This window comes from Streptomyces sp. NPDC003393, assembly GCF_053589015.1.
Map to the genome: position 1 here is coordinate 100,511 of NZ_JBSFRB010000013.1, position 19,802 is coordinate 120,312.

A 19,802-nucleotide genomic window follows, 5' to 3' on the forward strand; every position below is an offset into this window, starting at 1 on the left:
GAGGGAAGCGGCCAAGTGACATCCGGACCGAGCGATCCGGGCTTCTACCTGTGCGGAGTCCTGCTCTTCCTGGTCTGCGCGGTGAAGGTCCCCACGATGGTGCGAAGACCGCACGACAAGCTGTTACGCGCGGCCTGCCTGCTGCTCTTCGCCGCGGGATGCGAGATGATCCTGGCCGCACCGCAGTGCATCGCCACAGTCGACCGAATCTCCGGAACAGCCAACTTCGCCGCCCCGGTGGTCTACGGGACGACGACGGTCTTCTCCGGGGCGAGCCTCCTGCTGATCGTCAACTGGCGTCCGGCATCCGCGGAACGGACCCGACGCGTGTCACGCCTTGTCGTGACCGCGTACAGCACGGCCACCTTGCTGATCATTTTCTTGTTCTGGGCCGGAGACGCCCCGGTGCAGCAGCTCACACTCTTCGACGTCTTCTACGCGGACACTCCGTACATCCGTGAAATGATCGTGACCTACCTGGTCGCGCAGGGGGTGGCCACCATGGCCGCCGGCCTGCTGTGCTGGAGGTGGTCCAGGGAAGTCAACGGGTCGCTCCGGGCCGGCTTGCGCATCCTCGCGCCCGCCTACCTGATCATCGTGTGTTACGACTGCATGAGGCTCGTGGCGGTGACTGCCCGCTGGACCGGACACGACCTGGACTTCCTCGTCGACAAGGTCTCTCCACTCCTCGCCCCTCCGGCCAGCATCGCCGGGGCCATCGGATTCGCCGTCCCCCTTGCCGGACCGCACGTGACCGGGAGCGTCAGGGCCGTACGGGAGCTGAGACAGCTCACACCGCTGTGGCAGGCCCTCGAGACGGTGTCCACTCCCGCCGCCGTGCGCGTCCCGCTGTCATGGTGGCGGACCCGGCCGGCCGTGCTCCTGACAGCTCGGAAGACCGCCCTGTACGACGCGATCCTGGCCCTCACCCCCTACTGCGATCCCGCCGTCCGGGAGATGGCCCACCGTGCGGCCCTCGAGTACGGCTACGACGAGCCCGGCGCGGCGGCCACCGCGGACGCCGCCATGCTCCTGGCCGCTCGTGAAGAGCAGCGCACCAACCCCGACCGACTGCGGGACACCGGGCAGTCGGCGCCATGGCGCGGACAGGACCTGGCGTGCCTCTCCCTGGCACTGAACTCGCCCACCCCGCATGCCCTCGCCCAGCAGTACGCGACTGTGCAGAAAGCAGCCCATCATGAATGAAGCGTTGCGCTGGATCCGCCCTCGGGTCGTCGTCATCGGGGGCAGCATCGCCGGCATGCTCGCGGCGGCCGCCGTCAAGGACCATGTCGATTCCGTCGAGATCGTCGAAGCCCATGAACTGCCCGAAGGCGCCGAGCCGCGCACCGGCGTCCCCCAGGCCGCCCACATCCACATGCTGCAGACCGGTGGCGCCGAGGCCATCGACGCGCTCCTGCCCGGAAGCATCGCTGCGCTGCTGGCGGCAGGCGCCCACCGCATACCCGTGACCACGAACATGGTCATCTATTCCCCTGAGGGCTGGTACCGGCGCTGGCGACGTGCCACCCACTACGTGATCACCGCCAGCCGCGACCTGACCGACTTCGTCGTACGGGAGCATGTCCTCAAAGACCCGAAGGTCACACTGCGCTCCCGCACCAGGGCCGTCGGACTCCTCGGCGACCGCCACGCGGTCACCGGCGTGAGGGTCCGTGCCGCGGACGGCACCGAGGCCGGACTCGACGCCGACCTCGTCATCGACGCCTCCGGCCGGACCACCCGCGCCCCTCAGTGGCTCACCCGGCTGGGCATCGACGGCCTCGCCCAGGACGACGTCGACTCAGGCCTGGCCTACGCCAGCCGCATCTACCGTGCCCCGGTCCCCACCACGAACTGGCCCATGGTCGGCGTGCAAGCCGATCCACGCCTGCGCACGCCGGGAAACGCCGGCGGAATCCTGCCCATCGAAGGCAACCGCTGGCACGTCAGCCTCATGGGAGCCCCCGGCGGGCACCCCAGCCGTGACGCCGACGCCTTCGAGCCCTTCGCCCGCACCCTGCGCCACCCCGTCATCGCCGACCTCCTTGCCCACGCCGAACCCCTGACCGACGTCCGCGTCACCCACAGCACCGCCAACCAGCGCAACTACTACGAACGACTCAGCGCATGGCCCGAGGGCCTGCTGGCGCTGGGAGACTCCGTCGCCGCCTTCAATCCCGTGTACGCACAAGGCATTTCGGTGGCCGCCCAGGGAGCCGTTGCCCTGCGCACCACGCTCGCCGCCGGCCTGCGGCCCGGGCTGGCCCGCCGCGCCCGACGCGCCATCGCCCGACCCATCGACAGCGCCTGGGCCCTGAGTACCGGCCAGGACATCCACTTCTCCACCACGAAGGGAAAACGGCCGAACCCCGTCGACCGGCTGCTTCATCGCTACGTCAGCCGCCTGTCCCGGACGGCGACCGGCTCGTTCCACGCGGCCACGGCTCTCACCGACGTCCTGTCCCTCCAGGCGCCGCCCACGTCACTGATCCGCCCCGACGTACTGCTGACAGCTCTCGTCGGCCCCCTGCGCCCGCGGCCCGACCGCCCTCAATTCTCCCCAGCCGAGCGCGCGCTCCTGAACGGCCTGGACGGCGCCGCACAGTCTTTCCGACCGGAAGGCGCGTGGTGAGCGCCATCGATGTGACGTAAGGCGCCGCCGCAGCGGATGCCACGAGGCAGGGCACGGCGTCCCGGCGGAACGGCTCGCAGGACGCGGAGCGCGCGCGACGACTCCCGCCTCCTGCAAGGCGGAGAGGCCCGATGGGAGGCAGCAGTTCCAGGCCTCCCCGGCTCGGAGGGCACTCAGGCGAGGCAGAACTCGTTGCCCTCGATGTCCTGCATCACGAGGCAGGACTCGTTGTCCTCGTCGGCCGGCAGCAGCCGCACGCGTACGGCGCCGAGCGCGACCAACCGTGCGCACTCGGCTTCGAGCACCGCCAGGCGTTCTTCCCCCACGAGTCCCGTACCGACCCTCACGTCGAGATGCAGCCGATTCTTGGCGACCTTGCCTTCGGGTACCCGCTGAAAGTACAACCGCGGGCCCACACCTGAGGGGTCACTGCAGGCGAACCATGAATCCCGGTCCTCGGGAGCCTGCGAGCCGTTGAAGTCGTCCCAAGTGGCGAACCCCGCCGGTGGCGGCGGCACCACGTATCCCAGCACCTCGCACCAGAAGCGAGCGACCCGCTCAGGTTCCGCACAGTCGAAGGTGACTTGAAACTTCTTGATCGTTGACATCGGCGCACCTTATCAGGGGACTCCGTCGCTCAACCGGGCTCTGACCGTTGCCGGCCCAAGCTCCGGTGGCAAGAAGACACCCACCTCGTCAGCCGCACCGGTCGGTAGGGCTGCCGGACCGATCCTGCGGGACGTATCCGGGAAGTGGCCGAGGCCAAGCTGGCCGACCCGAACCTTACGCCTGTGGAAGCGGCGTGGCGGCGGTCTCGTGCCGGCGGCCGGACCGGGCAGCCGGGCTGCTGAGCGGTGGCCGGGCGTGTGCGGGTTCGTGAGATGGTGTTGGTGTTCGCGCAGGGCAGGCCCGTGGCGCGGAGATCGCCGAGGTGACGTTCACCAGCGACGTGGCGACTGGGCCTCGGCGAACAACGTCGAGCTCGCTTACACCCCGACCAACAGCTCCTGGCTGAACCGCATCGAGGTCCAGTTCACCGCGCTGCGTCATTTCGCGATCGACGGCACCGACGACGCCGGCCGCGGAAGCAGCGCGACATGATCCGCCGCTGCATCATCTGGCGGAACAAGCAGGCCGTCGACGAGCGGCTTCGCTATGTGGTCGACAGGGCGAACGTTGCCTGATGCGGCACTGGGCCGCAATGCAGCGCCGACCCCTTACCAGGCCGGCCACCGCGGAGCCGAGGAACTCGCCGCGGCCTTCAAGATCTCGTTCGCCCCGTGGAGGGGTTCGCGTCCGGGTGGGCGGCCGCCGTTCGGATCACCCGAGGTGGCCTTCAGGTGATTGCCGGGTGTCTCATGGGCCGGACCGCCGTCGCAGGGGTACGACGTCTCGGCAGAGGACGGACCCGGAACCCCGTGAGGAGCTTGGAGATGTATGCAGCAGTCCGGCGGTACGAAGGGGTGACCGATTCGGCCGAGGCGGCGCGTCTGGTGAACGAGGGGTTCGTGCCGCTCATGCGCCAGGTCGCCGGTTTGGTGGCCTACTACTGGATCGATGCCGGAGACGGAGTCATGATCTCGACCAGCGTCTTCCAGGACCGGGCCGGGGCCGAAGAATCGATCTTGAGGGCTGCGGGCTTCGTGCGGGACAATCTCGCGTCACTGCTGCCCAACCCGCCCGAAGTCATGGCCGGCGAGGTGGTGGCTTCCGCCTGACGGCGTTCGAACCGGCCATGTGAGGTGGCCTCCACCAAGCTGTAGCGGCCTGGCGCTGCGGGCGAAGACGGACAGGAGACGGTCCTCGCCGTCGAGGGTGCAAGACCGCGGCCGGGTCGACCGAGGATGACCGAGCCGCCGCCTGAAGCCACGTGGCGGGCGACTCGTGCCGAAGGCGCAGAGGTCGAGGTCGGCCGCGGCGACATAGGTGTCCTCGGCCGCTGGACGACACCGGCACGGGGCCGGCGGCGGGATTCGAACCCGCGTCACTCTCTTGACAGGAGAAGTAGCCGCTGCCTGCGCACCTGCACGTGGAGAACGGTAGCGAGCGAGCAGGTCCGAGCGCACGCGGGTTTCCGGCGGGGCGTCGTCCGTCCAAGGGAGGGAAGAACCCCCGGCGAGCGTCCTATGGGCGATCAGGCAGGGCCTGTCGCCACGCACATGTGAGGTTGCCGGGCGCCACCGTCCGTCATCGACGCGAAACCGCGTTCAGCCGAGGCCGTGATGGGCGGCCCACAACTCGGCGGCACGGCCGGCAGCTTCGGCGACCAGGGCCGCCAGTTCGGGTTCGTCCGGGACGGAGAACGAGACGTACGCGCCCCGACCACCGCCGACCGGCCGGCCGTAGGCCTTCACGGCGAGGTGGCCGTCCGGGAGAAGCCGGACGTTGAGTGTGGTCAGAGTGAACGCTTCACCGCGTCGGGTGTCCGTCCAGCGGAGCGCCCGCGGGATCGTGACATTGATCGCCAGAGCACTCACTTCCACGTCGCTGCTCATGGACGGATGATCTCACGCAATGCGTCGCGGGCGGCCGTCGGCGGTCGGTGAGAAACGGGGTGCGAACGCGACTCGACACGTGCCTCAGAAGGCTTGTGGTGCGCAGGTGACGGACGCACGGCGCAGGTCGCATGCCTCTACCGCGTCGGCGGCGGGACGAGATCGCGGTCGCGCTGCCGAACGATTGCGGCGATCCTGTCAGGGAGGCGCGGGCGGCTTCGCGTACTGCACTGTGCGTCGCTGACGGCGCCGGCAGGGAAGGCGATGACCATGACAGCGATACCCGACAAGGCGCTACGAGGACACGGCAGCAAGGCGCTCAAGGGCGCCTCCATCGCCGCTGGGGCCATGATGACGCTCAGCGGGTCGTTCAGCATCCTCATGGGCGTCTCCGCCATCGCACAGGACAGTCTGCTGGCCACGTCGTCCGAATACACCTACTGGTTCGACCTGACCACCTGGGGCGTGATCCACCTCGTCGTCGGTGTGTTGCTCGTCATCACCGGCGTGGCGGTCCTGGCGGACAAGAGCTGGGGTCGCGGGGGCGGCGCAGCGCTGACGGCCGTCAGCCTGATCACCCAGTTCATGTTCGTGCCGCACTATCCGGCATGGGCCATTCCGATGATGACACTCGATCTCCTGATCCTGTTCGCGCTCACGAGGAGCTATGTCGAAACCAGCGTCGGCCCATAGCACCGGACGCCGGACGAGAGGGTGTGGTCCGAGGTCCACGACCACCTCGGACATGGCATCGACATCAGCTCCGTCGTCGCCGCACCGCTCCGGGCCGGGGCCCGTGTCGCGACGGCACGGGCCACGCGAGTGGTTCGGCCGGCAGTGCGGACAGGTAGTCCCTTGGACCCCGTGCGCCGACGACCCCGCAAACGGGTCCTCGGCGCTGTTCCGGGGTCCATCAGGAGCGAGTCGGCTCTACCAGCCGAGGTAGACGGACTTGGACCAGGTGTAGAAGTCCACGGCGGTCGCGCCCTGTTCGCGGAAGGTGTTGCTGGAGGAGTCGCCGACGCCGCCGAAGGGGACGTTGAGGTCGAGGCCGGTGGTCGGGCGGTTGACCTTGACGACGCCCACGCGGGCGGCCGCGGCGAAGCGCTGGGCGGCGGCCAGGCTGCTCGTGCAGATGCCCGCGGCCAGGCCGTAGGGGGAGTCGTTGACCTGGGCGATCGCGTCGTCCAGGTCCGTCGCGGCCAGCACCGTGATCACCGGGCCGAAGATCTCCTCACGGGCCGCCGCACTCCTGCCGGTCAGGCTGGTGAGCACGGTGGGGGCGAGCATCAGCCCTTCGGAGGTGTCGCCCCCGGCGGCGACGGCGGCACCCTCGGTCCTGGCCTGCTCGATGGCAGCGGTGACCGTGCCGAGTTGCCCCTCGCTGACGACAGGGCCCATCAGAGTGCCGTCGGCCAGGCCGTCCCCGGGGCGGTAGCGGGCCGCTTCCTTGGCGAGTGCGGCGACGAAGTCGTCGTGGACACCGGGTGTGCAGATCACCCGGGAGGAGGCCGTGCACGCCTGACCGGTCAGGCCGAAGCCGCCGGCCGCGGCGATCCGGGCGGCCTGTTCGATGTCGGCGTCGTCGAGGACCACCAGGGCGTTCTTGCCGCCCATCTCCACCTGCACCCGGCCGCGGCGCTCCTGAACCGCCCGCTCGATGCGCATGCCGACCCGGGTGGAGCCGGTGAAGGAGACCGCCGCCACGCGCGGGTCGCGGACCAGGGCCTCGCCGGCCACCGCGCCCGTGCCGTGCACCACGTTGAGCACCCCGGCCGGCAGCCCGGCCTCCACCAGGACCTCGGTGAGGTGGCGGGTGGAGAGCGGGGTGAGTTCCGCGGGCTTGAGCACGACCGCGTTGCCGCCGATCAGCGCCGGCGCCAGCTTCCAGGCGGGAATGGCGATGGGGAAGTTCCACGGGGTGATCAGCCCGACGACCCCGATCGGCTCCCGGCGGGTGTGGACCATGGTGTCGGCGAGCGAGCTGGGCAGCACCTGCTGACCGAGCCGCCAGCCCTCGGAGCCGAAGAAGCGCAGCACGTCGATGGCCCGGCGGACCTCGCCGCGCGCCTCGGCCAGCGTCTTGCCCTCCTCCCGGACCAGGTCGCGGGCGGCCTGCTCGTGTCGGCCGCGCAGGATCTCGGCGGCGTCCAGCAGGATCGCGCCGCGCGCCGGGGCGGGCAGCGCGGCCCATCCCGGCTGGGCCGCCGCGGCGGCCGTCACAGCCGCGTCGACGGCCTCGGCACCGGAGGCCGGGGCCACGGCGACCAGCTCGGCCGGGTCCGCCGGGTTGTACCGCTCGAGGCCGTCGCCGGCGACCTCCTCGCCGGCGATGAGGTTCGGAATGTGCACAGTGCTCATGAGGTGCGGTTCCTTGCGAAGTCGAAGGGTCACAGGCTGCGGACCAGGCCGCCGTCGCAGCGCAGCGCGGTCCCGGTGACGTACGAGGCGGGGGCGCCGCACAGGAAGGCGGCGACCGCGCCGAACTCGGCCGGGGCGCCGTACCGTCCGGCGGGAATGGTGGCCCGAGAGGCGGCCTGGACCTCGGCGACCGGGCGCTGCTCGCGCTCGGCCCGGGCGGCGTCCAGGACCGCCACCCGATCGGTGGCGATCCGGCCGGGCAGCAGCAGGTTGACGGTGACGTTGTCGGCGGCCACCTCGCCGGCGAGGGTTTTCAGGTAGGCGGCGAGGGCGGCCCGTCCGGCGTTGGACAGGGCCAGTCCGGCCAGCGGCTCGGCGATGCCGCTGGAGCCGATCGCCAGGATGCGGCCCCAGCCGCGGCGGCGCATCGCCGGCAGGGCCGAGGCCACCAGCCGCTGCTGGGCGAGCAGCAGCGAGTCCACGGCCGCGGCGAGGTCGCCGGTGTCCAGGGCCGAGGCGGTGCCGGGCCGCGGGCCGGGGCCGTTCAGGACCAGGATGTCGGGGTCGCCGTAGGCCTGGCGGGCCGCCTGGACGAGCGCCTGCGGCCCGTCCGGGTCGGTGAGGTCGACCTGGACGCCGACCGCGTCCGGCAGCCCGGCGGCGATCTTCTCGGCGAGGTCGCCGCGCCGCCCGGACACCACGACCGAGGCGCCCTCGGCGGCCAGCGCCTCGGCCACCGCCCGGCCCAGGCCGCCGGTGGAGGCGGCGACCACGGCGATGCGGCCTCGGATGCCGAGGTCCATCACCGCACCTCCTTGGGCAGTGCGGCCAGGTGCCGTTCCAGCTGCGGAATCAGGCTCTCGGGCAGCTGCGCGGCCGGTGGCCGCACCCCCGACTCCATGATCAGGCCGCGACGCCGGACGGCCTCCTTGCGCAGCGCCAGCCCGATCCCGGCCTGCGCCTCGAAGTTGACCAGCGGCAGGTACGGCAGATATGCCTCCCGGGCCGCCTCGTAGCCGCCGCCGCGCCAGGCCTCGACGCAGGCGATCAGTCCCTCGGGGCAGGAGAAGCCGGTCATCGCTCCGGCGGCGCCGGCCGCGAGTTCGTCGAGCAGGCCCAGCCCGCCCAGGCCGCCGAAGACCGGGACGTCCACCTCGGCGGTGAGCTGGGCTACGGCCGCCGGTGTGGGCGGCGCCTCGGCCTTGACCGCGACGGTGGAGGGGACCTCGCGGACGGCGCGGACCAGGTCGGAGGTGCGGATCGTGACCCGGCTGGTGGCCGGGTAGTCCTGGACCACGATCCCGGCGCCGGTGGCGTCGTGGACGGCGTTGAGGTGGGCCGCGACCGTCCGCGGGTCGGGGGAGTTGACCTGCACCATCACCGCGGCGAGCCGGTCCCCGGCCACCTCGCGCGCCAGCCGGGCCTCTTCCAGCACGGGTGCGGTGGCAAGGGCGGTGACCCCGACGACCAGCGGCAGGTCGACGGCGTCGACCACCGTCTCCAGCACGGCGCGGCGCTCCTCGGCGGAGAGCCGGGCGGCCTCGCCGAAGACGCCGAGCACGGTCAGACCGGTGGCGCCGATCCGCTCGTAGTGCTCCACCAGCCGGGCCAGACTCGGCTCGTCCACCGCGAGGGCGGAGCCGAGGAAGGGCGTGGCGACCACACCCCAGACTCCGGGGGCGAGGTGTGCGGGCATCAATGAACTCCCTTCATCGTCCGGGCCAGACGGGCGGCCGCTTCTGCTGGAAGGCGAGCACGCCCTCCTGGGCGTCCTCGCTGTCCAGCGCCGCCATCAGCGCGGGGGTGCGCAGCCTGTGCGCCTCCCGCGCCGACAGCCCGCTGCCGTGCTGCACCATCTGCTTGATGGCGCGCAGCGAGGTGGGGGCGCAGGCCAGGATGTCGCCGATCCAGCGATCGACGGCCTCGTCCAGTTGCCCGGCCGGGACCACTTCGTTGACCAGACCCATCCGGTGCAGTTCGGCCGCCGAGGCGCGGCGGCCGGTGAGCAGCAGCCCCATCGCCTGGGTGTGCGGCAGCCGGCGGACCAGTTGGAAGACGCCGCCGTCCAGGGGGATCCGGCCGACGCGGGGTTCGGTGAGTCCGAACTGGGCGGTCTCGGCGGCGACGACGATGTCGCAGCCGAGGACCATCTCCATGCCGCCGCCCAGTGCGTAGCCGTTGACCCGGGCGATCACGGGGACGTCCAGGGTGGTGCGCAGGCTGAGTCCGCCGAAGCCGTTGGGATCGAGCCCCGCCCAGTATTCGAGGCCGGTCTTGTCCACCGCGTCGGCGGACATGTCGGCGCCCACGCAGAACGACCGCTCTCCGGCGCCGGAGACGACGACCACGCGCACGTCCGGGTCGGCCTCGATCTCGGCCCAGATCTCGTTGAGCCGGGCGTTGGTCTTGACGTCCACCGCGTTGAGGACGGCGGGACGGTCGATGGTGACGCGGGCGATGTGTCCGTCGCGTACGGAGCGGACCTCGTCGGTCATCGCAGGACGCCCTTCTCGCGGAGCAGCTCGATCTGCTCGGTGGTGTAGCCGAGTTCGGTGAGCACTTCGGTGCCGTGCTCGCCGAGCCGTGGCGGTACCCGGCGTATCTCGGCGGGCGCGGCGGAGAGGTGGAGCGGCGCGTTGAGGGCGCGGACGCGGCCCGCGACCGGGTGGTCCATCTCGACGATCATCTTGTTGACCGCGGTCTGCTCGTCGTCGAGGGTCTGCTCCAGACTGCGCACCGGGGCGCAGAGGATGTCCTCGGCCTCCAGCCGCTTGACCCAGTGGTCGGTGGTGTTGCCGGCCACCGCCCGGGCGAAGATCTCCTGCAGCTCGGCGCGGTGTGCGAACTGAAGGTCCAGGGTGGCGAACTCGGGGCGCTCGCCCAGATCCTCGTCGAGTTCCAGGGCGCGGCTGATGTGGTGCAACGGGTCGGCCTTGAAACCACCGACCATGATCAGTGCACCGTCGGTGGTGCGGAACACCCCGGTGAGCGGCATCGCGGCCCAGTTGATCTCGGAGCCGCGGTTGAGCTGCTGGCAGGCTTCCTGCATCTGCATGTGCAGCATCGAGTCGTACATCGACACCTCGACCTTCTGCCCCTGGCCGGTGCGGTCGCGGTGCAGCAGGGCCAGCAGGATGCCCTGGAGCAGGTGCATTCCGGTGGTGTAGTCGCACAGGGTGGTCGGGTAGAGGGTGACGGGGTCGTCGTCGGAGACCCGGCGCCACATCACTCCGCTGTACGCCTGGGCGATGGCGTCCTGCCCGCCCTTGTGGGCGTACGGGCCTTCGGTGCCGAAGCCGGTGCCGGAGGCCCAGATGATCCTGGGGTTGACGGCGCGCAGCGCCTCGTAGCCGAGGCCGAGCCGCTCCATCACGCCGGCCCGGAAGTTGCTCACCACGACGTCGGCGGAGCGCACCAGTTCCTGGACGGCCTGCCGGCCCTCCTCGGTGCGGGTGTCGACGGCGATGCTGCGCTTGTTGCGGTTGATCGACAGGAAGATGGGGTTGTCCAGGCCGGCCTCGTCCGGGATGGAGGTCCGGGAGATGTCGCCGGTGCCGGGGCGCTCCACCTTGATCACGTCGGCGCCGTAGTCGCCCAGCATCTGGGTGCAGGACGGGCCCATGAAGACCTGGGTGAAGTCGATGACGGTGACGCCGCTCAGCGGCTGCGGGGTGGCGGTCATGCCACGGCCTCCTCGGGCTGGTCGACGGTCGCGTTCGACGCGGGGATGTCACCGGGGTCGGCGCCCTGCTCGCGCATGCGGTGCTGGATGACGGCCGGGTCGACGTCGCGGACCGCCACGCCCTGCTCCACCGCGGTGGCGGCGGCGATGCCGGCCGCCTGTCCCATGGCCATGCAGGGCGGGATCTCACGGGAGATCCGCTGCGCCTCGGGGGTGGCCGAGTAGTGGCGGCCGGCGACCAGCAGCTGGTCGACGCCGCGGGGGAGCAGCGCGCGGTAGGGGGTGTAGTAGTCGCGGCCGCGGGCGACGCTGTCGGTGAAGTGACGGCGGGAGGCGATGTCGTCCTTGGTGACCACGTACTCGCCCTGGAGCAGCCGGGTCTGCCGGACGCCCATCTGCTCGGCGACGTCGAGGAGATAGGCGTTCTCGAAGCCGGGCAGGTCGGACTTGATGTGGTCCAGGACGGCCCCGATCCGCGCCCTGGCCTCGAACTCGGCCTCGGTGAGCGAGACGGGGTCGGTGCCGTCGAATCCCGTCATGTGCGGGCAGTTGCACCAGACCACGCCGGGGACGGGTGTCTTGAGCCACCACAGCTCCCAGGCGCCGCCGAGCATCCGCTTGATCTTGCGGTTGACGGCCCGGGCCTCGCGCGGGTGGTCCTGCTCGAAGCGCTCGGCGGCCGCGGTGTCCACCCCGCCGAGCCGGAAGACCAGGGTGACCAGGTAGTTGTCCTGCGTGTAGGCGGCGCCGGCCCGGGAGGCCACGTCGATGTCGCCGGTGGTGTCGATGACCACGTCCCCCATCACCGCCTGCGGGCCGGCCTTGGTCTCGCAGACCACGCCCCTGACCGCGCCGTCCTGGACCACCGGACGGGAGAACCAGCTGTGCAGCCGCAGGTTGACGCCGCTCTCGCGGATCAGGTCGTTGGAGACCCGCTTCCAGCCGTCGGGGTCGAAGGCGACGGCGTAGCAGATCGGCTTGGGGCTGGTGTGGGAGTGGAAGTCGAAGGCGCCCCAGCGGCCCCACTTGGCCCAGGTCTCGGGCGATGAGAAGCGGTCCTCGGGCGGCGGGTAGACGGCGAGGCCGAGCTTGGCCATCCGCTCGACGTACTCGTCGACGATCCCGGTGACGGTGACCTCGTCCCCGTTGATCATGTCGTCGAGGACCAGGACCATGCCGCCGGAGGCCAGGCCGCCGAGGGCCGAGTAGCGCTCCAGCAGGGTGACGTCGGCGCCGGTGCGGGCGGCGGCCACGGCCGCGCTGACCCCGGCCGGTCCGCCGCCGACCACGATGACGTCGGACCGCTGGACCACGGGTGCCTCGATGGCGTCGAGAGAGACGGTCTGGGGCATCTGAGTTCCTTTCAGCTGCCGACGCGGACGCCGCCGCGGCGGAGGACGAGCAGGTAGAGCAGGACGCTGAGCAGGCAGAGGGCCGCGCCGTAGACGGGGAACGCCCAGCCGGCGCCGAGGTCCTGGAGCCACAGCAGGAGATAGGGGGCGGTGCCGCCGAAGCCGGCCACGCCGATCGCGTAGCCGAGGCCGACGCCGGTGACCCGGCAGCTGGTCGGCATCAAGGTGGCGGCGACGGTGTTGTACAGGCCCATGGTGAAGGCGAGCACGGGGGCGCCGACCAGCATCACCACGGTGAAGGTCGCGATACCGGGCTGCTGGTAGGCGAGCACGATGAAGATCAGGGGCACCACGGCGAGCCGGGAGACGAGGAAGGTGCGGGAGATTCGCTTGCGGTCGGCGAGCCGGCCGACGAGCGGGTAGAGCGCGGCGACGCAGATCCCGGCGAGGGTGGAGACCAGGAACACGGTGTCCGGGTTCTCGTGGTAGGCGGAGCGGGCCAGATTGGGCAGTCCGGTGGCCCAGGTGTAGTTGAGCGCCTGCGCGCCGGCCACCACGAAGACGATCGCCAGGAGCGCCAGCCGGTGCTGCCAGACCTCGGCCCAGACCTGGCCCACCCGGGTCGGAGCGGCCTGTGCCTCGCTCGCGGTGTGCAGGGTTTCCGGCAGGCCTCGGCGCAGCCAGAGGAAGGCCAGGCCGCCGAGTGCGCCGATGAGGAACGGTATGCGCCAGCCCCAGGACGCCATGGCGTCGGGGGTGATGACGGAGGTGGTCAGGAAGCAGACGAGGGAGGCGCCGACGATGCCGGCCTGCACGTAGATGCTGATGACGCTGCCGAACCGGGCGGTGCTGCCCTCGGGAGCCAGCTCCACGATGTACGCGGAGTTGAGCGGGGCCTCGATGCCGGTGGACAGTCCTTGCAGGATGCGGCTGGCCAGCAGGATGACGCCGGCCCAGACCCCGATGCTCGCATGGCTGGGCAGCAGGGCGATGATCAGGCTGCTCACGACCATCGAGCCGATGGAGAAGAGCATGATGGCGCGTCGGCCCATGCGGTCGGCGAGGGTGCCGAAGATGATCGCGCCGAGCGGCCGGGCGGCGAAACCCACCGCGAAGACGGCCAGCGCGGACATGGTCTCGGAGACGGAGTTGCCGGACGGGAAGTAGAGCGGGCCGATGTAGGAGGCCAGCAGCCCGTAGACCATCCAGTCGTACCACTCGACGGCGTTGCCGCCGCCGAGGGCCAGCAGCGCGCGGCGGTGGGAGAGGGAGTTTCTGGTGGCGACAGGGTTTCTGCCGATGAGTGATGCCATGGCGGGGCACCTCATGGGGAGGGGCACGGGACGAGGCCGTGCGGGACCGGCGCCCGGGCCTGCGGCCGGGGCGTTGGGGACGGGGCGGTGCGGGCCTCGCCTACCAGCTGGGCGGGGTGATCACCCAGATGGAGGTGGCGGGCTCGTCACCGGGGTTGACGTACCAGTGCGGAATGCTGGAGGAGTACGTGATGGAGTCGCCTGCTTCGAGCCGGTGCCGGACGCCGTCGAGATAGACGTCCTTCACACCGGAGAGCACGATGCCGAACTCCTCGCCGTTGTGACGGAAAGGGTTGGCGCTGGTGTCGTGGCCCGGCTGGGTGACCACCCACAGGACCTCGAGAGCGCCGTTGAGTGACGGGGTGAGCAGTTCGTAGCGGTCGCCGTCCGCCGGGTCCGAGCCGTGGAACTCAAGGCTGCGGCGTTCGTGGGCGCGGACCACCGGGCTGACCTGCTCGACGAGATGGAACAGCCGCCCGATCGGCACGTCCAGACCGTGGGCGATCTGCACCAGGCTGGTGAAGGAGGGGTTGCCCTTCCCTCGCTCGACCTGGCTGATCAGTCCGGTGCTGATGCCGGAGCGGCGGCTGAGTTCGTCCAGGGTCAGTCCGGCCTGCTTGCGCAGGGCCTTGATCTGCAGGCCGACCGTGGCGGCCAGTACATCGAGGTCCGGCCGGCCGTCCGGCATCGGTGCGTCGGTGTCGTGCACGGTCTCCGCCTGTCCCTGGAGTGCTGTGTTCTGCGACATATTGAAGACCTTCACGATGCTGAAAACAAGCCCCTGATGTTCATCTCGTCCGCGCCGACCGGGTGCCCGGCCCGGAAGGCCGGCGGAACCCGCAGCTCAGGGGCCGTACCAGGCCGCCCGACGCACGGCCGAAGCCGCGCCTCGGGCGGCCGTCCTATGACCGACCGCCATGCTCAGCCCGCCGACCGCGCCCCTCCACCTCCGGTCGGCGGCTTGTTCCCCTTCTCAGGGGCGCGCCCCTGATGCCACATCTCCGCAGCCACCGGGTTGTGTCCCCGCGAGGAGACGAAGAGACAAAGAGACACAACCCGAAGACCGGCTACGACATCACACACCCGCTAGTTCCGGTACCGGAACACGATCCGGCCGCGCGTCAGGTCGTACGGCGGGAGCTCCACCAGCACCCGGTCCTCCAGCATGATCTTGATGTAGTTCTTGCGGATCCTGCCGCTGATGTGCGCGAGCACCTGGTGGCCGTTCTCGAGCTCCACGGTGAACATGGCGCTGCGCAGGCACTCGACGACCTTGCCCTCGACTTCGATGACGTTCTTGTTCCTGGTCATCGCACCAGCTCCAGGTTGCTGCCCATCGGCCGGGCGCCGACGCCGTGGAACAGGGCCGCGGCCGCTTCGTTGGACTCCTGGACCTCGGTCCAGGCCGCTGTGGACCCGCAGCTGTGCAGCGCCCCCAACGCGTGGGCCAGCAGAGCCCGCGCGATGCCGCGGCGCCGCTCGCCGGCCCGGACCGCGACCAGCCCGATGCGCGGCCGCTTCGCCCTCACCACCCGGATCAGCCCCAGGTAGCGGTCCGCCGCCGCGGCCACCGCGTACTTCGACGGGTCGACGACGGTGCCGCCTTCGGTGTCGCCCATCACCTCCGCGGGCATCGACTGCCACCATCCAGCGGTCGCCTCGACTTCGTCACGGATCGCGCGGTCCGCCGCCCGCAACAGGCCCTCGTCAGCCTGACCCGCGGGCACGATCGTCACGCCCGGGGGCGGGAGGACGTCCTGGAGGCCAGTGACCCGCGGGTCGGTCGGTACGACGTACTCCCACTCGCGGCGCCGGATCGTGAAACCGGCCCGCCGCCAACGGGCCGTCAGTTCGACGTCGGCTTCGTCGACCACCGTGTACAGCGGCGCCGGAAGTTCCGCCGGCATCGCCTCGGCGAGCCGGTCGAAGGCGGCGTCGTGCCAGGCGTCGATGCCGACGAACAAACGGCCGTCGGGCCGGCGCGCGGCATACGCGCGGCCGACCACCAGGTCGTCGTCCAGGGCATGCCATTGCCGGTCCGCGACACGCGTGATCACCACCGCGTTCCCGCTCAGGCCGGATGTGAAAGGTTTTGTGTTCATCGGAGTCTCCTTCCAGGAGTGCCTCGATCTCAGGCGCTCCTGGCGACACCGATGGTCAGCCGCCGGACCGTGACGGGATGGGGGAGCACCCATGGATGACTGTGTTCACGGGTCTCACCTCCCTACGACGACTTCACGGTCCACGGGGAACGTAGCAGCCGGGCTCCGCCGCGCTCAATTCCTTTACCGGCGCACGACGCCCACTCAGCTCGGTTCGGTCACTGCTTGACGGCCCACCAACGCCCAGGCGATGCCATCGAGTTCGGAACGTGCCGCGGAGCAGCACCCGCGGTCGTCGGCAGCGGCTCAGGCGTCTGACGCCCGGATCGCCGCGGCGGCGCGGTGCAACTCGGTGAGGACTGTTCGGACGGCTTTCCGGGCGGTGCGTTCGGGTCGGTGGAGAACGTCGATGTGGCGTCGGGCGTGCACTCCGCGCAACGGTCTGAGGACTACGTCGGGGTGCGCACGGGAGGTCCAGCGCGGCATCAGCGCCAGGCCGCCGCCGGCGGCCACGACCTCGGCGACCACCGCGAATTCGTTGATGCGGTGGACGATGTCGAGCCGGCGGTCGGCGGCGCCGGCGATGGCCTCGATGGTGGCCATCAGTGGGAAGCCGTCGTGAACGGTGATCCACGGCTGGTCTGCCACGTCCCGCGGTGTGAGCAGTGGTTTGGCGGCCAGTGGGTGGTGGGCCGGCAGGGCGATGTCGAGGGGCTCCTGCAGGAGCGTGGTGGCGGCCACGGTGCGTGGCCAGGGCGGACCATGGTCGAGGCGGTGAGCGAGCACGAGATCGTAGTCACGCGTGAGTGCGGGGAAGCGGTCCTGTGCGACGTCTTCGTCGCCGAGGCTCAGGCGGGGGCGGCCCCGGCCGACGAGGCTGCGCAGCAGGATCGGGAAGAATGCGGAGGCCGCACTGTGGAACGCGGCCACCGATACGTCGCCGTCGGGTTGCTCCGCGAAATCGGTGACGGTGTGACGTGCCCGAGCCAGGGCGCTCTCCACCTCGATGGCCGCCGCGGCCAGGGCCTGCCCGGCGTCGGTCAGCACCACCCGGCGTCCCGCACGCTCGGTGAGCGGGACGGGGAGCGAGCGCTGCAGCAGTCGCAGCTGCTGCGAGATCGCGGACGGCGTCACGTGCAGAGCCTCGGCCACCGCGCTGACACTGCCCAGTTCTCCCAGCTCACGCAGGATCCGCAGCTGCCGTTCGTCCATGCCCGACAGTGTAGTCCTGCTACAACTTTGGTTAAGAAGTTGGTTGTGGCCTTCAATGTCCCGGGGTGGCAGCGTAAGGGTCATGCACATTGCCCGCCGTACCGATGCGGTACTTCTGCTGGTCGCCCTGGTCTGGGGATCCAGCTATGTCTCGGCCAAGACGGCCACCGTCGCGCTCCCGGTCATGGCGGTGCTGTTCGTCCGGTATGCGCTCTCCGCGCTCGCCTGCGGCGCCCTGGTCGCCTTGCGCCGAAGGCGCCGCGGCACCCGCGAAGAGGTCCGCGTCGGGCTGCTGCTGGGCGTCACACAGGCGGCCGTGCTCGTGCTGGAGACCTACGGGGTGGCGCACACCAGCGCCGCGAACGCCGGACTGATCATCAGCCTGACCATTGTGCTGACGCCGCTGCTGGACCGCACCGGCAGCCGCAGACTGCCCTGGACCTTCTTCGTGGCCGCCGGACTCTGTGTCCTGGCTGTCGGGTTGCTGACCGCCAGCACCGGGCTGCACGTACCACGACTCGGAGATGCGCTGGTGCTCGCCGCCGCGGTCGTCCGGGCCGGACACGTCGCGCTCGTCGGACGACTCACCGCCGGCCGCCCCCTGGACCCGCTTCACCTGACGACCGTACAAACCGTCGTCGGCTCGGCCCTGTTCGTGGCGCCGGCCCTCACCCACCTGCCCGATCTGGCCCACAGCGGTGCCGCCACCTGGACTCAACTTCTCTATCTCGCCCTGTTCTGCAGCGTATTCGCCTTCCTTGCCCAGACCTGGGCCGTGCAGGGCACCTCGGCCAGCCGGGCCAGCCTTCTTCTGGGCACCGAACCGATCTGGGCCGTCGTCTTCGGGATCAGCCTCGGCGGTGAACGGCTCACCCTCTGGGCCGCCCTCGGCGCCGTGCTCATGGTCGCCGGAACGTACTGGGGCCAGGCCATCGAACGCACCCACCGCATCATCACGGCAGGAATCACGAACGAGGACGGAGAGCGCCCGGCGGCGACACCCATCGGCGCCTGATCGCGCCTGCCGGTCGCCGCACGTCTCAGCCTGGTCAGATCGCGGTAACACCTGTTACCATGCCGGGTATGGCCAAGACACAGCTGGGCGCGCGCGTGGATGAAGATGTCGCGGAACTCGCGAAGAAGCGCGCCGCCGACCTGGGATTGAGTGTCGGGGACTACCTTGCCCGGCTCGTGCAGGACGACGCCAGCGGTCTGCGTGCCCGTGCGGTGGACGCGGCCGCCCACTTCCTGGCCGAACACCAGGCGGTCTTCGACGAGGCCGAGGAAGCCCAGCGGACACCTCGGGGACCACGCGCGGCCTGATGGATCTGCACATCGACGTCGCCTGGATCCTTCAGGTCGCGGAGGCAGCGGGGGCGAACGATCCAGCCCCTGACGACTACGGTGTTCCCGTGTCGGCGGTCGCCCGTCACCGGGCCGGGCTGTTCGAGCAGCCGATCTACGACGGCCCCTATGCCAAGGCCGCCGCCTTGGTGCACACGCTCGGCCGGTGCCGCTGGCTGGAGCGCTCCAACCTGGCCGTCGCCGCCGCCACCGGTGTCATGTACCTCGACGCCGTCGGGATCCCCGTCAAGCCCGCCCGCGAGGATGCCGTCGCCCTCAAAGACCTGCTCCTCGACCCCGGTTGCACCGCCGAGAAGATCGCCACCCTGCTGCGGACCTGGCCCACCGCCACCTGACACCGCGGACCGGCCTCCGCCGCTCCCGGCAGGGGGTGCCTACAGTGCGGTGACCGCCGTGCGGTAGAACTCCGCGGCGGTGACGCCGGCGGGGACGTCGAGTTCGGCGGCGACCGCGGTGATCGCGCGGTCGGCGACAGCGAGGTCGGCCTGCCCGTCGGCGGCGAAGTACGGTGCGATGAACGTTTCGTAGTGGGCTCGGACCTCTTCCGCGGTCTGCCCGCCGAGGAACGTCCGCATGTGCCGCACCGTGGTGCCGGGGTCGTCATGGATCACCTGAAGGGCGCGCCGGTGTGCTCGTACGACGGCCCGGACCGCCGGGTCGTCGGGGCTGATGTAGGTGGGGTCGACCGCCACGCCCACGGTGGGGAGCTGGAAGTGGTCGCCGACCCAGCCCAGCACCTGCCAGCCGCGCTCGGCGGCGACCGCCTCCGGTGCCATGGTGCTGCCGACGTAGGCGGCGTCGATGCTGCCTTTGTCGAGCAGGCGCAGGCCCATGCCGTAGTCGCCGGGCGAGCGCTCGATGGTGTGGACGTCGCGGTCCGGGTCCAGGCCGGCCTTCCGCAGCACGATCCGGGCGAACACGCCGGGTGGGGTGCGCGGGGCGTGCACCGCCAGCCGTCGGCCCGCAAGGTCGGTCAGCGCGGTCAGGCCGGAGCGAGCGAGGAACCAGAACAGTGGGCGGTGTGTGTTGACATTGAGCGCGACCCACGGGATGCCGTCGGTCAGTCGCGACAGCAGTGCCCGGCCGAGTCCGATGGTGGCGCACCGGCGCAGCCGTTCCACGTCCCAGGCGCAGCCGTCGCGCAGCGCGACGTGGATGCCCTCGTCGGCGTAGTGGTCCTGCTGGTCGGCGATGTAGGCGACCAGTTCCTCGTGCAGGCCTCGTCCGACGTAGGCCAGGTCGATCGTGTGCATAACGTCATTTCCCTGATCGTTTACGGGCGCGG

Annotated in this window: 21 protein-coding genes, 1 tRNA gene and 1 pseudogene; 8 read left to right on the forward strand and 15 right to left on the reverse strand. The window is 70.8% G+C overall.

Going from position 1 to position 19,802, the window contains the following annotated elements; all coding sequences use genetic code 11:
* Positions 1-15: 15 nt before the first annotated feature.
* Both ACWDUZ_RS15790 and ACWDUZ_RS15795 read left to right on the forward strand, forming a co-directional pair.
* On the forward strand, positions 16-1,206 hold the full coding sequence (locus ACWDUZ_RS15790) for an MAB_1171c family putative transporter (protein ID WP_451632369.1): 1,191 nt from the start codon (positions 16-18) through the stop codon (positions 1,204-1,206).
* Positions 1,199-2,635 (forward strand): NAD(P)/FAD-dependent oxidoreductase, encoded by a 1,437-nt coding sequence (locus tag ACWDUZ_RS15795; protein WP_451632370.1) that lies wholly within the window; start codon positions 1,199-1,201, stop codon positions 2,633-2,635. Before ACWDUZ_RS15790 ends, ACWDUZ_RS15795 begins: the two co-directional genes overlap by 8 nt.
* A gap of 173 nt (positions 2,636-2,808) precedes the next feature.
* Here ACWDUZ_RS15795 and ACWDUZ_RS15800 read toward each other — a convergent pair whose 3' ends face one another.
* Positions 2,809-3,243 (reverse strand): VOC family protein, encoded by a 435-nt coding sequence (locus ACWDUZ_RS15800; RefSeq protein ID WP_451632371.1) that lies wholly within the window; start codon positions 3,241-3,243, stop codon positions 2,809-2,811.
* A 334-nt stretch (positions 3,244-3,577) separates the two neighbouring features.
* Between ACWDUZ_RS15800 and ACWDUZ_RS15805 the strand changes: the two are divergent.
* Together ACWDUZ_RS15805 and ACWDUZ_RS15810 are read left to right on the forward strand one after the other, a co-directional pair.
* Positions 3,578-3,819 (forward strand): annotated as a pseudogene (locus ACWDUZ_RS15805) (IS630 family transposase); the annotation flags it as partial.
* Between the two features lie 249 nt (positions 3,820-4,068).
* A complete protein-coding gene (locus ACWDUZ_RS15810) occupies positions 4,069-4,353 on the forward strand; it encodes a hypothetical protein (protein WP_451632372.1) in 285 nt (94 codons plus the stop codon).
* Between the two features lie 240 nt (positions 4,354-4,593).
* Here ACWDUZ_RS15810 and ACWDUZ_RS15815 read toward each other — a convergent pair.
* Positions 4,594-4,662, reverse strand: a tRNA-Ser gene (locus tag ACWDUZ_RS15815).
* Between the two features lie 180 nt (positions 4,663-4,842).
* Complete coding sequence (locus tag ACWDUZ_RS15820) at positions 4,843-5,130, reverse strand: hypothetical protein (protein WP_451632373.1); 288 nt, start codon at positions 5,128-5,130, stop codon at positions 4,843-4,845.
* A 270-nt stretch (positions 5,131-5,400) separates the two neighbouring features.
* On the opposite strand from ACWDUZ_RS15820, the gene ACWDUZ_RS15825 reads away from it, so the two are divergent.
* A complete protein-coding gene (locus ACWDUZ_RS15825) occupies positions 5,401-5,823 on the forward strand; it encodes a DUF7144 family membrane protein (RefSeq protein ID WP_451632374.1) in 423 nt (140 codons plus the stop codon).
* Positions 5,824-6,060: 237 nt separating this feature from the next.
* On the opposite strand, the gene ACWDUZ_RS15830 is transcribed toward ACWDUZ_RS15825, so the two are convergent.
* The 11 genes from ACWDUZ_RS15830 to ACWDUZ_RS15880 form a co-directional block, all read right to left on the reverse strand.
* The gene (locus tag ACWDUZ_RS15830; RefSeq protein ID WP_451632375.1) at positions 6,061-7,491 is read right to left on the reverse strand and encodes an aldehyde dehydrogenase family protein; all 1,431 of its coding nucleotides are present in this window, start codon (positions 7,489-7,491) and stop codon (positions 6,061-6,063) included.
* 29 nt (positions 7,492-7,520) lie between these two features.
* Entirely contained in the window at positions 7,521-8,294 is a 774-nt protein-coding gene (locus tag ACWDUZ_RS15835; RefSeq protein ID WP_451632376.1) for an SDR family oxidoreductase, read from the reverse strand.
* On the reverse strand, positions 8,294-9,187 hold the full coding sequence (locus ACWDUZ_RS15840; protein ID WP_451632377.1) for a dihydrodipicolinate synthase family protein: 894 nt from the start codon (positions 9,185-9,187) through the stop codon (positions 8,294-8,296). Before ACWDUZ_RS15840 ends, ACWDUZ_RS15835 begins: the two co-directional genes overlap by 1 nt.
* A gap of 13 nt (positions 9,188-9,200) precedes the next feature.
* Positions 9,201-9,986 carry an enoyl-CoA hydratase-related protein gene (locus tag ACWDUZ_RS15845; RefSeq protein WP_451632378.1) on the reverse strand — a complete coding sequence of 262 codons (786 nt, stop codon included), beginning with the start codon at positions 9,984-9,986 and terminating at the stop codon, positions 9,201-9,203.
* Positions 9,983-11,173 (reverse strand): CaiB/BaiF CoA transferase family protein, encoded by a 1,191-nt coding sequence (locus ACWDUZ_RS15850; RefSeq protein WP_451632379.1) that lies wholly within the window; start codon positions 11,171-11,173, stop codon positions 9,983-9,985. Before ACWDUZ_RS15850 ends, ACWDUZ_RS15845 begins: the two co-directional genes overlap by 4 nt.
* Positions 11,170-12,525 carry an FAD-dependent oxidoreductase gene (locus ACWDUZ_RS15855; protein WP_451632380.1) on the reverse strand — a complete coding sequence of 452 codons (1,356 nt, stop codon included), beginning with the start codon at positions 12,523-12,525 and terminating at the stop codon, positions 11,170-11,172. The genes ACWDUZ_RS15850 and ACWDUZ_RS15855 overlap by 4 nt, the downstream gene beginning before the upstream one ends.
* Before the next feature lie 11 nt (positions 12,526-12,536).
* Entirely contained in the window at positions 12,537-13,838 is a 1,302-nt protein-coding gene (locus ACWDUZ_RS15860; protein WP_451632381.1) for an MFS transporter, read from the reverse strand.
* A gap of 100 nt (positions 13,839-13,938) precedes the next feature.
* Positions 13,939-14,586: a helix-turn-helix domain-containing protein gene (locus ACWDUZ_RS15865; RefSeq protein WP_451632382.1), complete on the reverse strand. Its 648-nt coding sequence runs from the start codon at positions 14,584-14,586 to the stop codon at positions 13,939-13,941.
* Between the two features lie 338 nt (positions 14,587-14,924).
* Positions 14,925-15,149: a translation initiation factor IF-1 gene (gene infA / locus ACWDUZ_RS15870; protein ID WP_451632383.1), complete on the reverse strand. Its 225-nt coding sequence runs from the start codon at positions 15,147-15,149 to the stop codon at positions 14,925-14,927.
* Positions 15,146-15,940 (reverse strand): GNAT family N-acetyltransferase, encoded by a 795-nt coding sequence (locus tag ACWDUZ_RS15875; protein WP_451632384.1) that lies wholly within the window; start codon positions 15,938-15,940, stop codon positions 15,146-15,148. Before ACWDUZ_RS15875 ends, infA begins: the two co-directional genes overlap by 4 nt.
* 306 nt (positions 15,941-16,246) lie before the next feature.
* Positions 16,247-17,152: a LysR family transcriptional regulator gene (locus tag ACWDUZ_RS15880; RefSeq protein ID WP_451632385.1), complete on the reverse strand. Its 906-nt coding sequence runs from the start codon at positions 17,150-17,152 to the stop codon at positions 16,247-16,249.
* An 82-nt stretch (positions 17,153-17,234) separates the two neighbouring features.
* Here ACWDUZ_RS15880 and ACWDUZ_RS15885 point away from each other — a divergent pair, with 82 nt between their 5' ends.
* From ACWDUZ_RS15885 to ACWDUZ_RS15895, 3 genes are all read left to right on the forward strand, one after another.
* A complete protein-coding gene (locus tag ACWDUZ_RS15885) occupies positions 17,235-18,167 on the forward strand; it encodes a DMT family transporter (protein ID WP_451632386.1) in 933 nt (310 codons plus the stop codon).
* Positions 18,168-18,235: 68 nt separating this feature from the next.
* Positions 18,236-18,475 carry a hypothetical protein gene (locus ACWDUZ_RS15890; protein ID WP_451632387.1) on the forward strand — a complete coding sequence of 80 codons (240 nt, stop codon included), beginning with the start codon at positions 18,236-18,238 and terminating at the stop codon, positions 18,473-18,475.
* Complete coding sequence (locus ACWDUZ_RS15895; RefSeq protein WP_451632388.1) at positions 18,475-18,852, forward strand: fic family toxin-antitoxin system, toxin component; 378 nt, start codon at positions 18,475-18,477, stop codon at positions 18,850-18,852. The genes ACWDUZ_RS15890 and ACWDUZ_RS15895 overlap by 1 nt, the downstream gene beginning before the upstream one ends.
* A 39-nt stretch (positions 18,853-18,891) precedes the next feature.
* On the opposite strand, the gene ACWDUZ_RS15900 is transcribed toward ACWDUZ_RS15895, so the two are convergent.
* Positions 18,892-19,770, reverse strand: a complete 879-nt coding sequence (locus ACWDUZ_RS15900) for an ABC transporter substrate-binding protein (RefSeq protein ID WP_451632389.1) — start codon at positions 19,768-19,770, stop codon at positions 18,892-18,894.
* Between the last annotated feature and the right edge of the window lie 32 nt (positions 19,771-19,802).

Bases quoted from the DNA above. Each gene is read 5' to 3' on its own strand.
- ACWDUZ_RS15795 (WP_451632370.1), top strand. From the start codon at position 1,199: ATGAATGAAGCGTTGCGCTGGATCCGCCCTCGGGTCGTCGTCATCGGG.
- ACWDUZ_RS15800 (WP_451632371.1), bottom strand. From the start codon at position 3,243: ATGTCAACGATCAAGAAGTTTCAAGTCACCTTCGACTGTGCGGAACCT.
- ACWDUZ_RS15810 (WP_451632372.1), top strand. From the start codon at position 4,069: ATGTATGCAGCAGTCCGGCGGTACGAAGGGGTGACCGATTCGGCCGAG.
- ACWDUZ_RS15820 (WP_451632373.1), bottom strand. From the start codon at position 5,130: ATGAGCAGCGACGTGGAAGTGAGTGCTCTGGCGATCAATGTCACGATC.
- ACWDUZ_RS15825 (WP_451632374.1), top strand. From the start codon at position 5,401: ATGACAGCGATACCCGACAAGGCGCTACGAGGACACGGCAGCAAGGCG.
- ACWDUZ_RS15830 (WP_451632375.1), bottom strand. From the start codon at position 7,491: ATGAGCACTGTGCACATTCCGAACCTCATCGCCGGCGAGGAGGTCGCC.
- ACWDUZ_RS15835 (WP_451632376.1), bottom strand. From the start codon at position 8,294: ATGGACCTCGGCATCCGAGGCCGCATCGCCGTGGTCGCCGCCTCCACC.
- ACWDUZ_RS15840 (WP_451632377.1), bottom strand. From the start codon at position 9,187: ATGCCCGCACACCTCGCCCCCGGAGTCTGGGGTGTGGTCGCCACGCCC.
- ACWDUZ_RS15845 (WP_451632378.1), bottom strand. From the start codon at position 9,986: ATGACCGACGAGGTCCGCTCCGTACGCGACGGACACATCGCCCGCGTC.
- ACWDUZ_RS15850 (WP_451632379.1), bottom strand. From the start codon at position 11,173: ATGACCGCCACCCCGCAGCCGCTGAGCGGCGTCACCGTCATCGACTTC.
- ACWDUZ_RS15855 (WP_451632380.1), bottom strand. From the start codon at position 12,525: ATGCCCCAGACCGTCTCTCTCGACGCCATCGAGGCACCCGTGGTCCAG.
- ACWDUZ_RS15860 (WP_451632381.1), bottom strand. From the start codon at position 13,838: ATGGCATCACTCATCGGCAGAAACCCTGTCGCCACCAGAAACTCCCTC.
- ACWDUZ_RS15865 (WP_451632382.1), bottom strand. From the start codon at position 14,586: ATGTCGCAGAACACAGCACTCCAGGGACAGGCGGAGACCGTGCACGAC.
- infA (WP_451632383.1), bottom strand. From the start codon at position 15,149: ATGACCAGGAACAAGAACGTCATCGAAGTCGAGGGCAAGGTCGTCGAG.
- ACWDUZ_RS15875 (WP_451632384.1), bottom strand. From the start codon at position 15,940: ATGAACACAAAACCTTTCACATCCGGCCTGAGCGGGAACGCGGTGGTG.
- ACWDUZ_RS15880 (WP_451632385.1), bottom strand. From the start codon at position 17,152: ATGGACGAACGGCAGCTGCGGATCCTGCGTGAGCTGGGAGAACTGGGC.
- ACWDUZ_RS15885 (WP_451632386.1), top strand. From the start codon at position 17,235: ATGCACATTGCCCGCCGTACCGATGCGGTACTTCTGCTGGTCGCCCTG.
- ACWDUZ_RS15890 (WP_451632387.1), top strand. From the start codon at position 18,236: ATGGCCAAGACACAGCTGGGCGCGCGCGTGGATGAAGATGTCGCGGAA.
- ACWDUZ_RS15895 (WP_451632388.1), top strand. From the start codon at position 18,475: ATGGATCTGCACATCGACGTCGCCTGGATCCTTCAGGTCGCGGAGGCA.
- ACWDUZ_RS15900 (WP_451632389.1), bottom strand. From the start codon at position 19,770: ATGCACACGATCGACCTGGCCTACGTCGGACGAGGCCTGCACGAGGAA.